This is a genomic window from Deltaproteobacteria bacterium HGW-Deltaproteobacteria-2, assembly GCA_002840505.1.
Classification (GTDB): domain Bacteria; phylum Desulfobacterota; class Syntrophia; order Syntrophales; family Smithellaceae; genus Smithella.
On record PHBC01000004.1, the window covers coordinates 1 to 13,240 of the forward strand.

At 43.1% G+C, this 13,240-nt stretch carries 11 protein-coding genes and 1 rRNA gene; 8 read left to right on the forward strand and 4 right to left on the reverse strand.

All coding sequences use genetic code 11. The features are described 5' to 3' along the window. Positions 1 to 85, reverse strand: a 16S ribosomal RNA gene (locus tag CVU62_10055); the annotation flags it as partial. A gap of 610 nt (positions 86 to 695) precedes the next feature. Here CVU62_10055 and glpK point away from each other — a divergent pair. From glpK to CVU62_10075, 4 genes are all read left to right on the forward strand, one after another. Further along, entirely contained in the window at positions 696 to 2,195 is a 1,500-nt protein-coding gene (glpK, locus tag CVU62_10060; GenBank protein ID PKN37327.1) for a glycerol kinase, read from the forward strand. A 61-nt stretch (positions 2,196 to 2,256) separates the two neighbouring features. After that, positions 2,257 to 3,759, forward strand: coding sequence for an anaerobic glycerol-3-phosphate dehydrogenase subunit A (locus CVU62_10065; protein ID PKN37328.1), 1,503 nt, complete (start codon positions 2,257 to 2,259; stop codon positions 3,757 to 3,759). After that, the gene (gene glpB / locus CVU62_10070; GenBank protein ID PKN37329.1) at positions 3,756 to 4,961 is read left to right on the forward strand and encodes an anaerobic glycerol-3-phosphate dehydrogenase subunit B; all 1,206 of its coding nucleotides are present in this window, start codon (positions 3,756 to 3,758) and stop codon (positions 4,959 to 4,961) included. Before CVU62_10065 ends, glpB begins: the two co-directional genes overlap by 4 nt. After that, entirely contained in the window at positions 4,891 to 6,135 is a 1,245-nt protein-coding gene (locus tag CVU62_10075; GenBank protein ID PKN37439.1) for an anaerobic glycerol-3-phosphate dehydrogenase subunit C, read from the forward strand. Before glpB ends, CVU62_10075 begins: the two co-directional genes overlap by 71 nt. Before the next feature lie 36 nt (positions 6,136 to 6,171). Here CVU62_10075 and CVU62_10080 read toward each other — a convergent pair whose 3' ends face one another. After that, on the reverse strand, positions 6,172 to 6,384 hold the full coding sequence (locus tag CVU62_10080) for an electron transporter RnfE (protein ID PKN37440.1): 213 nt from the start codon (positions 6,382 to 6,384) through the stop codon (positions 6,172 to 6,174). 391 nt (positions 6,385 to 6,775) lie between these two features. Between CVU62_10080 and CVU62_10085 the strand changes: the two genes are divergently transcribed. From CVU62_10085 to CVU62_10095, 3 genes are all read left to right on the forward strand, one after another. Further along, on the forward strand, positions 6,776 to 7,660 hold the full coding sequence (locus CVU62_10085) for a 3-hydroxy-5-phosphonooxypentane-2,4-dione thiolase (protein ID PKN37330.1): 885 nt from the start codon (positions 6,776 to 6,778) through the stop codon (positions 7,658 to 7,660). A 97-nt stretch (positions 7,661 to 7,757) separates the two neighbouring features. Continuing rightward, complete coding sequence (locus tag CVU62_10090) at positions 7,758 to 8,774, forward strand: alcohol dehydrogenase (protein PKN37331.1); 1,017 nt, start codon at positions 7,758 to 7,760, stop codon at positions 8,772 to 8,774. 200 nt (positions 8,775 to 8,974) lie between these two features. Next, on the forward strand, positions 8,975 to 9,544 hold the full coding sequence (locus tag CVU62_10095; GenBank protein PKN37332.1) for a chalcone isomerase: 570 nt from the start codon (positions 8,975 to 8,977) through the stop codon (positions 9,542 to 9,544). Between the two features lie 61 nt (positions 9,545 to 9,605). Here CVU62_10095 and CVU62_10100 read toward each other — a convergent pair whose 3' ends face one another. Both CVU62_10100 and CVU62_10105 read right to left on the reverse strand, forming a co-directional pair. Then, positions 9,606 to 10,289 carry a hypothetical protein gene (locus tag CVU62_10100; protein ID PKN37333.1) on the reverse strand — a complete coding sequence of 228 codons (684 nt, stop codon included), beginning with the start codon at positions 10,287 to 10,289 and terminating at the stop codon, positions 9,606 to 9,608. Between the two features lie 14 nt (positions 10,290 to 10,303). Next, complete coding sequence (locus CVU62_10105) at positions 10,304 to 11,353, reverse strand: potassium channel protein (GenBank protein ID PKN37334.1); 1,050 nt, start codon at positions 11,351 to 11,353, stop codon at positions 10,304 to 10,306. Positions 11,354 to 11,549: 196 nt separating this feature from the next. Between CVU62_10105 and CVU62_10110 the strand changes: the two genes are divergently transcribed. Beyond that, the gene (locus CVU62_10110; GenBank protein ID PKN37335.1) at positions 11,550 to 13,232 is read left to right on the forward strand and encodes a portal protein; all 1,683 of its coding nucleotides are present in this window, start codon (positions 11,550 to 11,552) and stop codon (positions 13,230 to 13,232) included. Positions 13,233 to 13,240: the final 8 nt, after the last annotated feature.

A 13,240-nucleotide genomic window follows, 5' to 3' on the forward strand; every position in this document is an offset into this window, starting at 1 on the left:
ACCGAAGCGGACTTTCTCGTACGACTTGCATGTGTTAGGCACGCCGCCAGCGTTTGTTCTGAGCCAGGATCAAACTCTCCAGTTTTAATCCTAGAAGAAAGATTTCTCTTTCTTTTTTCTCGCGTTATATCTCAAATAAAATTTGTTTGGACCCACAAATTCATTTTCCCACTATTCAATTTCCAAAGAGCCATATTTAAAAAAGAGTCTGTACTTAAAATTTAAGCAGCTAGATTCTTTTGTCAATATCGATTTCAAAAAACTTTAATGTTCAACCCGTTATAATTGGAAGTATCCGATACCTAAGAATTATACTACCGGTGAACCTATTGAAAATTTCAATTTAATTTCAAAAAACTTCAATCGAACAGAAGCGGACTTTTACTCCCTCTTTACGAATGTGTCAAGAAAAAAATTAAATTATTTTTATATTATTACTGAATAAGTTTTTATCTTTATTTTTCAATCACTTATCGAGCAGCATTTTATCACGTAATTCCCCCCAAAAAGTTGATACCAACATTTATTAAAAGAAACAATTATTAATTTTTCTTTCATTGGCAATATCTTAAGCTTGGTTATGACATCATTTGTTCGGGAATGGTGGTCACTTTTTTATTTGCAAATACAAAGCATTATGCAATACTGGCAGCACCTGCATGACCATCACCATCCTAATTGTTAGGAGTACGAATATGAAAAAATCATATATTTTGTCTCTTGATCAGGGAACTACCAGCTCACGTGCTATCTTATATGACCGTAATGGAAATGTTGCGGGCAAAGCACAAAAAGAATTTACGCAAATCTATCCTAAAGCTGGATGGGTAGAGCATGATCCGATGGAAATATGGGGATCGCAAAGTGGAGTTATTAGCGAAATTCTAGCTACTACCGCCATTGCTCCGAATGAAATAGCCGCCATCGGCATAACAAATCAACGCGAAACAACGGTGGTTTGGGATAGACAAACGGGAAAGCCTGTTTACAATGCTATTGTCTGGCAGTGCCGCCGCACAGCAGGAATATGCGACGAATTAAAATCTAAGGGATTAGAAAATTATATAAGGGAAAACACAGGATTGGTCGTAGATGCTTATTTCTCGGGGACTAAAGTAAAATGGATACTCGACAATGTTGAAGGGGTCAGAAAAAAAGCACAAAACGGCGAGCTGCTTTTCGGCACTATCGATACGTGGCTGATCTGGAATCTGACAAAAGGGAAAGTTCACGTGACCGACTACAGCAATGCTTCCCGCACAATGCTTTATAATATCAAAGAACTGAAATGGGATAAAAAAATATTAAAAGAATTGGACATTCCGGTGTCAATGTTACCGGAAGTAAAGCCTTCCAGTGAGGTTTACGGTTATACGGATGCCCGGCTGTTTGGAGTGGAAATACCCATAGCCGGAGACGCTGGTGATCAGCAGGCGGCCCTTTTCGGACAGGCCTGCTATACTCCGGGCATGGTTAAAAATACATACGGCACAGGCTGCTTTATGCTGATGCTGACGGGTGAAAAGCTTGTTCATTCGAAAAACGGCCTTTTGACCACCATCGCCTGGGGAATAAACAACAAGGTTGAATACGCACTGGAAGGAAGCATTTTTGTTGCCGGCGCCGCCATCCAGTGGCTGCGCGACAGCATGAAACTCATCTATGATGCAAAAGACAGCGAGTATTTTGCGACAAGGGTTGAAGATTCACTCGGTGTTTACGTTGTTCCAGCATTTGTCGGCCTGGGCGCTCCTTACTGGGATATGTATGCGCGCGGCGCGATTCTGGGATTGACCCGGGGAACGACAAGAAATCATATTATCCGCGCGACACTGGAATCCATTGCCTATCAAACCAGGGATGTTCTGGAACTAATGCGCAATGAATGCGGATTGGATTTATGTGAACTGCGCGTGGACGGCGGCGCCTGTGCCAATGATTTTCTAATGCAGTTTCAGTCGGATATTTTGGGCGTTCCCGTGGAACGGCCAAAAGTTATTGAAACCACGGCAATGGGCGCGGCCTATCTGGCGGGTTTGGCGGTGGGCTTCTGGAAGGATCAATCCATGATTGCTCAAAGACGCAAGATAGATCGTCGATTTAATCCGGCAATGAGTGAAGATAAAAGACAGGCGCTCTATGATGGCTGGAAAAAAGCCGTCGAGCGTGCAAGGCACTGGGAAACGGAGGCATAACAAATGTTCAAAGTTCAATGTTCTACGTTCAATGTTTAAGGACAACGAAAAATAAATAAAAATGATTAAAACGGATGTGATAATAATCGGTGGTGGAGCGACTGGATGCGGGATCGCCAGAGATCTGGCATTGCGCGGCATTCCTCATTGTCTTGTGGAAAAGGGCGACTTTGCGGCGGGAGCCACAGGTGCCTGCCATGGTCTTCTTCACAGCGGAGGAAGATATGCGGTTACCGACCCGCAGGCTGCCCGCGAATGTTACGAAGAAAATATTATACTCGGGAAAATCGGTAAAAAATGCGTCGAACAAACAGGAGGACTTTTTGTTCGCCTGCCCGGCGATTCCAAACGTTTCCGGGAAGTATTTCTCAGAGGTTGTGAAAACGTCGGGATTCCCGCAGAATCTATCTCTTCAACCAAAGCTTTTGAACTAGTGCCCAACCTGAATCGGGAAATCGAAGAGGCTATTAAAGTACCAGATTGTTCTATTGATCCGTTCCGCCTTTGCCTGCTCAATATTCGAACTTCTCAGCTTCAGGGCGGTATTATTTTCACGCGACATAAGGTTACGGAAATTATCAAATCACACGGCCGTTGTATCGGCATCAAAGCTATCGATCAGACCACAGGAACTATCAAAGAAATTCACGGCAATATTATCGTAAACGCAACCGGTGCATGGGCTAACATGGTTGCGTCTCTTGCCGGCTGTGAAGTGCCGATGACTCTGGTCAAAGGATCTCTGGTCATCACGAATCATCGTCTGACCAATATGGTAATTAACAGATTAAGACAACCGGCAGACGGCGACATCGTAGTGCCCAATGAAGCTGTTTGTCTGGCCGGAACAACATCGCTTGCCGTGGAAGACCCGGACAAAATAGATACTGCATCCGATGAAGTGGACACCATAATCGGCGAAGCAGGAAAAATGATTCCTCATTTCAATAATACCCGTATTATCCGGGCGTTTTCCGGCGTACGGCCCCTGCTCAAATCCGGTAAAACAGACAGCCATGAGATTTCCCGCGGCTTTCAGATTATCAATCACGAAAACGGCTTATACAGCATTGTGGGAGGAAAGCTTTCGACTTTCAGACTGATGGCAGAAAAGATGGTTGATACCATCATGGTTTCTTTTAATCTCAAAAAACATTGCGAAACTGCAGAAATACCACTTGACGGGCAGGAGGAATTGAGCGGCTACCCTCTCTCCAAACGCCTCGCCGATATAAAAAATATAGTATGTGAATGTGAACTCGTTACCAGACAGGATGTAGAAAGAATAATCAAACAAACCTCAACGCGCAATGTAGGCGATATTCAGCATCGGACGCGCCTGGGCATGGGACCGTGTCAGGGAGGTTTTTGTACTTTCCGCGCGCTCGGCATAATGAATGATATGAGCGTTATATCACCCGAACAATCCATGGAAATACTGCGCAGTTTTCTCCAACGCCGTTATAGAGGAATCAGGCATGCTCTCTGGGGTGATCAACTCCGCGAAGAACAACTGGTGGAATATATATATCTGGGAATTCTGGCCATGGAGAAATCCGAATGAGCGTTATCGAATATGATGTTGTTATCATCGGAGCGGGTGTGGGTGGTCTTACCGCCGGAGCACTTCTTTCCGAACGCGGTTTCAAAGTTGCCCTGGTTACCACCGGAGAACCAACCGCCTGTCTTTCCACCGGCTGCGTTGATGTCTGTTCCCGCACCGACAATCCCCTGCCGGGCATCAAAGAACTACCACCCGAACATCCTTTTCACCTTGTTGACGAAAAGATTATCAGGGAGTCTTTGAATTATTTCCAAACAGCAATGAAGGATATGGGTTTGCCATACACGGGTTCTATCGAAAAAAACCGTTTTGTTGTTTCCGCTCTGGGCACTTATAAAACTTCCTGCCTTGTACCCTCAACAATGGAAGCGGCGCCCCAGAATAACACAGACAGTGTTCATATCGTAACTTTCAAAGGGCTGAAAGATTTTTATCCCGGATATATTGTATCAAGACGCAAGAATACCAATTTCTCAGTATTCGATGCCGGTGTTTACTCCATCATGGGTATCGCCTCCCGTTTCGAGGATAAAAATTTCTTTGAAAGATTTATCGTATGGATGGACAAGCTTCATATTGATGAAGACAAAATCGGTTTGCCGGCCGTTATCGGTCTGGAATCGGCAAGTGAAATTGTTAACGCTATAGCGACTCTCATGGCTAAGCCTGTCTTTGAAATCCCGACTATTCCTCCCTCTATGCCCGGAAGAAGACTTTTTAACGCTTTGAAAAAATATTTCCGTAAAAAAGGCGGCACTATTTACTGGGCATGGCCGGTAATTGGATCAGAAAAAACAGGGAATCTCATTGAAGCAGTGACTACATACTCTGAAGGAAGACCTAACAGCATTAATGCCAGAGCTTTTATTCTAAGCACAGGTTCTTTTGTCGGCGGCGGTTTAACTGCCATGCGTGATGGTATCGTGGAAAATGTGTTTAATCTGCCTGTACACATTTCCGGCCCGCGCGAAACCTGGTTCGATAACGATTATTTTTCTTTGAATCATGGTATAGGCAGAGCAGGCATCATTGTTGATTCATCTATGCGTCCGGTTGATTCTCCCTGGGAGAATATATTCCTTTGCGGTGGAATTCTCGCCAACACTCAAATACTGAAAAACGGCTGCGGTCATGGTCTGGCTCTGGCGACAGCCCATACAGCGGCAAAGTCCTGTGCGGAGTATTTGTCTCATGACCTATGAACATTGCATACGCTGCACAATTTGTGTGGAAAATTGTCCCGTCTTCAGGGTGAATCCTGATTTCCCGGGGCCGAAACAAGCCGGACCTGACGCTCAGCGTTTCCGGTCGGAAAAGGAAAAAGTCCAGGATGAATGGGTTTTCCTGTGCAGCCAATGCAAACGCTGTGAAATGGCCTGTCCGTGCGGTGTGGAACCGGCACAAATTATTCTCCGGGAGCAGCAGAGATACGGCAAGGAACATCCACAGACTGCGGCTTATTTGCTTTTTGCCAACAATTATTATTTAAGCACTCTCGGTTCTTTTACGGCTCCGATAGCAAACAAAGTTGCTTCTATGGAACTGGGCAAGAATTTTATGCGTAAAATAGGAATATCAACATACCTGCCCTTCCCCAAATTCAGTTTCCGGACAATGAGCAAAGAGAAAAAGATTTTGAGTAAAAACATAAAAAAAGTCGCCTTTTTTTACGGATGTTTTATAAATTTCTACCGTCCTGATATTGGGAAAAAAATTGTCCGCCTTCTTGCCGCCATGAATGTGGATGTTGTCCTGCCGCCGCAGTGGTGTTGCGGACTACCCGCGTTGGGGAATGGAAATCTGGCGCTGGCCAGATACTTCGCGCAAAAAAATGCCTCTTCATTATCCGACTACATAGATGCCGGCTATGATATTGTTTATACGTGCACTTCCTGCGGACTTTGCCTTCTTCATGATTACCCCGGTATTATGGAAATTCCGCAGGGTAAAAAAATAGCCGAAAGCAGCTATAATCTTCATGAATATGTTATCAAACTCATTGATGAAGGATACTCCAAACCTGAATTTGAAAAAGTAAAGCGTAAAGTAGCCTATCACATTCCCTGTCATCTCAGAGCACTAAGAATCGGTTATCCGGCCCAGAAACTTATGTCATTGATCCCAGGTTTGGAATGTGAAATTTTTGATGACACCTGCTGCGGACTTTCCGGCAGTTACGGCTTTAAAGAAAAAAACGAGTTCACGGCCATAAAGATTGGTAACAGGGCTGTCTCTATAATCAAAAATTCCGGAGCTGAAAATATTGTTGCGGATTGCGGTTCCTGCCGGATGCAACTAAGTGGGCTCTCCGGTATAACCGCCCTGGATCCAGCGGAGATACTTTGCGAATCTCTTGGTATTAAAGATCAGAAATAAACCTTACGGCAAAACAACGTTCAAAATCCATAAGCGCTATTCCAAATCTTTTTTCATCCGGTCGAATTCCTCTTTGTTAATCTCGCCCTTGGCATATCGTTTTTTAAGAATATTCAGAGGCGTTTCCTGCTCCGAACCAACAACATTCTTAGCTTTCAAAGTCTGAATTATAAAATAAATCGCTATACCTAGAACGATTAAAAATATTAACCACATAAACATACCTCCGTATCCGTAACCATAGTTCATCATATATCCGTTTCCCCATTCGCGCATTGGCCCATAAGGACAACAACCTGCGACCAGGATTGGTAAGAACGACAAAAGAATAAAGAAAAATAATTTTTTCATTATCTTTGACTCCTTTCTACTTTATCTAAATATTCATCTCTTTAATTTTGATTCTACTTCTCGCAACAGGAAAAAGTTATTTACCATAGTTTAAACATCTATTTCCTAAAAGCAAGACCTGTTCAAACGCAATATTCCCGTAACGCCTGAGTATAATTTTATACTTTCTTGTCTGCCGACAAGATTCCTTCCTAAAGCAAAATTGACGAATTTTAAAAAATATGCAAGATTGCATCAAATAAGACAAAGACTAAACCAACTTCTTTAAGAAGAAAGGAGAGCACAAGATATGCCGGATGCGGATGGAATCAAAGAAGCCAAAATGTTTCATTGCGATATGCCTCAGCAAACACAGGGATTTTTTCTCAAAGGATCGAACTCTCTGGATTGGGGAATGAAAAACAGACTGGCCAGGATATTTAATCCAGTCTCCGGCCGGACAGTTATGCTGGCAATAGATCATGGTTATTTCCAGGGACCAACGACCGGCCTGGAAAGGGTTGATATTAATATCCTTCCTTTAGCGCCTTATGCGGATACCCTCATGCTGACAAGGGGAATTCTCCGCAGTGTGATACCACCTTCCTCTTCTCAGGCTATCGTACTGCGGGTTTCCGGAGGTGCCAGCATTCTCAAGGAACTCTCTAATGAAGAAATCGCTGTTGATATCGAAGACTCCATCCGTTTAAATGTCTGCGCCATGGCTGTACAGGTGTTTATCGGCGGTGAATATGAAAGACAGTCTATCATCAACATGACCAAAATGGTTGATATCGGTAACCGTTATGGAATTCCCACTCTCGCGGTCACGGCTGTAGGAAAGGATATGGCCCGCGATGCGAAATATTTTCGTCTGGCTTGTAGAATTTGCGCGGAACTTGGCGCCCACTACATTAAGACATATTATATAGATGAAGGTTTCGAAACCGTAACAGCTTCCTGCCCTGTGCCGATTGTCATGGCCGGCGGCAAGAAGATACCGGAGTTGGAAGCCCTGACCATGGCCTATAATGCCGTTCAAAAAGGTGCCGCCGGTGTGGATATGGGACGTAATATTTTCCAGTCAGATGCGCCGATTGCCATGATTCAAGCCGTGCGTGCTATCGTTCACAACAACGAGACTCCTAAAAAGGCTTTTGAGCTTTTCAAGACTTTGAAAAGATCAAAAGGATGAAATATTAATCCGAACCCCGCAGCGCTTGAAGCTTGCGGGATAATTCGATCAACAAACTTCAGCGCACTTTGTTTCTGAAGTTTGGGTCTCATTAAAAATGAAAGTCGCTCTCTGGTATAATAATAAAGATATCCGTATCAAAAATGTGCCGACTCCAAAGCCGAAGCAAAAGGAGATGCTGGTCAAGGTTATTTCCTGCGGCATCTGCGGCAGCGATATTGTAGAATGGTATCGCCTTCCGCGAGCGCCGCTGGTGCAGGGACATGAAATAGGCGCTGAAGTTGTTGCTGTCGGTAAATCAGTAAAGAAATATCGACCGGGTGACCGTGTCTTTATCGCTCCCAAAGTGCCCTGCATGAAATGTTCTTATTGCCGGAATGGGCACTACCCTCAATGTTCAGAAGTTAAAGAACGCCTTCCCGGTGGCTTTGCCGAATATATTCTTGTTCCGGAGATTTTAATAGAAAACGGAACTTATCTGCTTCCTCAAGACATTTCCTTTGATCAAAGCACCTTTATCGAGCCTCTGGCCTGCGTGGTGAGAGCGCAAAGGCTGGCCGGCGTAAAAAAGGGGCAAACCGTTTTGGTCATCGGTTGCGGAATGTCCGGTTTGCTTAACGTTAAACTGGCCCGAACAAAAGGATGCAGGATAATCGCCGCCGACATCAACCAAACAAAACTGGAAATTGCCAAACAAATGGGAGCCGATATTACCATCAATGCGGCGGATGATATTTCAAAGCAATTAGTAAAAGAAAGCTGTAAAAAAGCCGACGTCGTCTTTTTATGCGCCTCAGCTGATTCGGCGGTGGAGCAGGCATGGAAATGCGTGGATAAGGGCGGAGTTGTCGTGTTCTTTGCTGTTCCCGGACCGGATAAAAAAGTGGTTGTTCCGGTTAATGATTTCTGGATGAAGGAAATTACAATTCTCACTTCTTATTATTGCGGGCCACCGGATATTGTCGAAGCAATGAAATTAATAGAATGGCGCCATATTGTCGTGGACGACATGATTACGCACCGGCTTCCTTTAGCAAAAATTGTCAAAGGTTTTCAATTGGTTACAGATGGCAGAAAATCGATTAAGGTGATCATTAAGCCTAATGATGGTTAATTCTTCTTTACATTAATAGATATTTTTGTTACTAATTTACAAGCGGTTTTTGCAGTTCAATATAAGATTTTGCGTTAATTCTGTTTTATCTCCTGTGAAAATTCATTTTACGTTTTGAGTACCGCATTTAAAAAATTTTGAGAGAATACCCTGCAACAAAAAACAGGGGTATACTATAAAATATTTTTTTGGAGGATATTATGAAAAAATTATTAATTACGCTACTATTGACCTTATCTTTAGCCCTGCCCTGTTATGCCATTACCAGCAATGGTGTCGATTTCCCTGACACTTTAAAAGCCGGTAAAACGAACATAATATTCAACGGCTCCGGCATTCGGACAAAGGCATTTTTAGATATGTACGTGGCAGCGCTGTATCTGACAAAAAAACAGAGCAACTATACCGCTATTTTGGAGGCCGATGAACCTATGGCCATAAGGATAAACATCGTTTCCCACCTCATCAGTTCCGGTACTTTTATCAGTGCAACCAGAGCCGGCTTTGAACGCACCACCAACGGAAACACGGCCCCCATAAAGACCAAAATCGATATGCTGTGCGACGCGTTTAAGGACAAGATAAAAAAAGGAAGTATCTTCGATTTGATCTATGTACCCGGTGAGGGAACTTATATCTATCGTGACGGCACACTGAAAACAACAATTGAAGGCCTTGAGTTCAAAAAATATCTTTTCGGAATATGGATCATCGATAAGCCCTCGCACGGATGCGAATCGCTCCGCCGAGGCATGCTGGGATTACAGTAAACACCTTGTAAATAAAATACGTGAGGGGGCAAGCCCCCTCACGTATTGCTAGATTATATTTCTAATGAGCAATAGCTTCTTTAAGCTTCTGTGCTACCATTTTTTCTGTAAATAATTTTTCAATGGCATCACCAAGAGCAATGCCTGCCTGTTCTCCCAGAACTTCTTCAGAAAATAGAGCATATTCCTTTGAATAATTGCTTTCCACTTTACCTTCATAAAATATTTTGCCCTTAGTCACATCGGCGAAAACAAAATTTAATTTTATATTGGCTTTGCAGGAGTTTGTAGGAAATCCTTTAAGGCAGGAAATCTCCAACTCCTCTATATTGCCACCGATAAGTATATTGGCGATTCCCTGCGGCATGTTTTGTTCCTTTAAATTCCATTGTTCAATTTTATCGGGAACTTTATATCCAGCCTTTCTTAAATATTCTTTTATGCCATTGGCTACAGCCTTTGTTGCTTTGACATTCTTGGGCAATAGCAATACTTTTGTTCCGTCTGACTCCGTCACACGTCCAATTACAAGCCGGTCGTCCATCTGACGCGTATCGGTAAATTCAGCAACGGAAATAATGGCGCTAGAGGTTTTGTCGGCCTTTAAATATGCAGGGATAGCAGCCTGCTCCGCATCGTAGTATATATTAACGCTGTAGAGACTGGGACCGACGCAGCCCGTAAAAATGAAAATAGAAACCAGAAATATCCATTTCCATAAATAGTATAATTTGTTTACTTTCATGATTTACTCCTTTTTTATGCCAGACACTCTTCAGAAAACTGTTTTACATTTTCATCTTCACCCATTGCGATTAACCTGTCGCCTTCGGCAATAATATAATTGGCCATAGGATTGAAAATCATCTTTCCGGAATCCTTTTTCACGGCAACAATTATCAGTCCATAACGCTTGCGTATTCCTGAATCTTCCAGTGATTTAGAAATAAACTGTGAGTTTTTACAGACAGAAACTTCTTCCATGCGCAATTCCAGACTTTGCTGGCGGGTGGTAATTTCAATGAAGTCCAGCATAGCCGGACGCAAAATAGCCATAGCCATCCTGACACCGCCCAGTGTGTAGGGCGACATAACCCTATCCGCCCCCGCTCTAAGAAGCCTGTGCTCTGATTCTTCTTCCTCGGAGCGGGATATAATATACACTTGTTGATTGAGTTCTTTTGCCGTCAAAATAACGTAAAGATTTTCCGCGTCCGAAGGTAAAACACAAACAACGCCTTTAGCTCGTTTGATCCCAGCTTTAATCAATATTTTATCCTGTGTCGCATCTCCTTTGAAGCAAATAAAACCCTCATCCTGAGCCTTTTGAATTACCTCCGGACTGTTATCAATGACCACACACGGCATTTTCCCCGCCATTAATTCACGGCAAATCAAAAAACCTATACGACCGCCGCCGCATATTATATAATGATTATGCATTTTGTCGATTATTTTTTCCACTTTTCCCCTCCCCAATAGATTGCGCAGACGCCCTTCAATAAAAGTCTCCGCCAAAAGGACCAATGTATAAAACATCATGCCCACGCCAAAAATAATTACGAAAACCGCAAATAATTTGCCTGCCGTTGTTTCCGGTGAGAAATCCCCATATCCCACCGTAGATAAAGTAGCAATTGTAGTATAAAATGAATCAACAAAACTCCATCCTTCGATAAAATGAAAACCGAAGGTGCCAATTATAAAAATGGTTAATAAAATTATGAGGGCGATTTTTATTTTACTGGTAAATATCAAAAGTTTGTTTTCTCCTTTATGCTTCTTTATAATTGATCCGGAAATTTTCAAACATATTATTTATAAAACAATTAACAGCCGAAGAAAAATTATGGATACTTATACAAGTAATGCATAATTAATTCAAGTATTCAATTCTTCTCAGCATTATTGCCTTGACACACAGGAATACCTTCACCTATACTTAAAAAAGTTTTTTAAATCTGTTGTATATTTTAATCTTTTCATAAAGTGTTGTATTTATCTTATGGGCATTGCTGAAGACATTGTAATTATCGTTATGGCCGCGTTAGTAGGTGGTTTGATTGCCCGGACGCTGAAACAGCCTTTGATTCTTGGTTACATCCTGGCCGGAATTGTCGTGGGACCTTATACCGGAGGCATCACGATTTCGGATATTAATAATATCGAAAAGCTGGCGGAAATCGGTATAGCTCTTTTGCTTTTCGCGCTGGGTCTTGAGTTTTCATTCAGAGAACTAAAACCAGTCAAAACGATCGCATTATTCGGCACACCTCTGCAAATAATTCTGACAATGCTTTACGGGTTTGGCATCGGTCAACTGTTTGGCTGGACATGGACGCCTTCCGTATGGTTCGGAGCCTTGATTTCTCTATCCAGTACAATGATTATTTTGAAAACTCTGGAGAATCAAGGTTTGATGGGCACGCTTTCCAGCCGCGTGATGATCGGTGTATTGATTATCCAGGATCTGGCCATTGTGCCGATGCTGATTATTCTGCCGCAGTTGAACAATATTCAATCCGGATTTTCTATTTTGCTAATTGCCGCCGTTAAAGCCGCTATATTTCTTCTGGCAATATTTTTTATCGGCACAAAAGTCATTCCACGCCTGATGAGATATATCGCGAATTGGAATTCGCGCGAACTTTTTCTGATTGCCACGGCTGCTATAGGTTTGGGTATCGGATATGGCACTTACATTTTCGGCCTTTCTTTCGCCTTTGGTGCATTCGTGGCCGGCATTATTCTTAGCGAATCAGATTATGGTTATCAGGCGCTAAGCGACATTATCCCATTGCGTGATGTTTTCAGTTTGTTGTTTTTCACATCCATCGGCATGCTGCTGGATATTGGATTTCTTTTTGCCCACTGGCAAATGATAGCACTTCTGGTGGTTCTTGTTATGCTGGGCAAAGCACTGATTTTTGTCGTGTTAAGCCGGGCGTTTGGTTATCGCAATGTCATTCCTCTGGCAATGGGATTAGGACTGTCGCAGGTTGGAGAATTTTCTTTTATTCTTGGCAGGGTCGGTGTCGGAACAAAATCGATTTCCGCCGAATTCTATTCTTTAGTGTTGGCAATGACAATTGTTACTATGCTGTTGACACCTTTTATATCGGGTCTGACAGCGCCGCTTTATGCTTTTGCCAGACGTTTTATAAAACCGCTTAAGCTTATGCCTTTACATTTTCCGAAAAGCGGTCTGAAAGATCATATCGTTATCGCAGGCGGAGGAAGGGTCGGCATGCACGTTGCCAATGTTCTGCACCACTCCGGTATACCTTTTGTCATTCTGGAACAGAATTCCCGGCGTAGTCAGGAAGTAAAAGCATGCAGATACCCGATTATTTTCGGAGACGCCACCAAGAGAACAATTCTGGAAGCCGCAGCCCTGCGCAAAGCGAAACTTTTGTTGATTACGACTCCTGTGGCGGTTGTTTCGCTGGGAATTGTCGCGCAAGCTCAAAAACTAAATCCTGATATCCATATTATCGCCCGTGCGGAAGGCGTGGAACAAATGAAAGCCCTTTATCAAAAAGGTGTGACGTATGTTGTTCAGCCGGAATTTGAAGCCAGTCTGGAAATCATCAATCAAACATTTCTTAATCTTGGTATCCCCACCGAGCAATTGAAAACATTTACGGAGGAAGCGCGCCGGGAGCTCAACAACCCTTTATGCATTTAAGTCTTTCG

Coding starts and splice junctions, on each gene's coding strand:
- glpK (PKN37327.1), top strand. CDS start 696: ATGAAAAAATCATATATTTTGTCTCTTGATCAGGGAACTACCAGCTCA.
- CVU62_10065 (PKN37328.1), top strand. CDS start 2,257: ATGATTAAAACGGATGTGATAATAATCGGTGGTGGAGCGACTGGATGC.
- glpB (PKN37329.1), top strand. CDS start 3,756: ATGAGCGTTATCGAATATGATGTTGTTATCATCGGAGCGGGTGTGGGT.
- CVU62_10075 (PKN37439.1), top strand. CDS start 4,891: ATGGTCTGGCTCTGGCGACAGCCCATACAGCGGCAAAGTCCTGTGCGG.
- CVU62_10080 (PKN37440.1), bottom strand. CDS start 6,384: ATGAACTATGGTTACGGATACGGAGGTATGTTTATGTGGTTAATATTT.
- CVU62_10085 (PKN37330.1), top strand. CDS start 6,776: ATGCCGGATGCGGATGGAATCAAAGAAGCCAAAATGTTTCATTGCGAT.
- CVU62_10090 (PKN37331.1), top strand. CDS start 7,758: ATGAAAGTCGCTCTCTGGTATAATAATAAAGATATCCGTATCAAAAAT.
- CVU62_10095 (PKN37332.1), top strand. CDS start 8,975: ATGAAAAAATTATTAATTACGCTACTATTGACCTTATCTTTAGCCCTG.
- CVU62_10100 (PKN37333.1), bottom strand. CDS start 10,289: ATGAAAGTAAACAAATTATACTATTTATGGAAATGGATATTTCTGGTT.
- CVU62_10110 (PKN37335.1), top strand. CDS start 11,550: ATGGGCATTGCTGAAGACATTGTAATTATCGTTATGGCCGCGTTAGTA.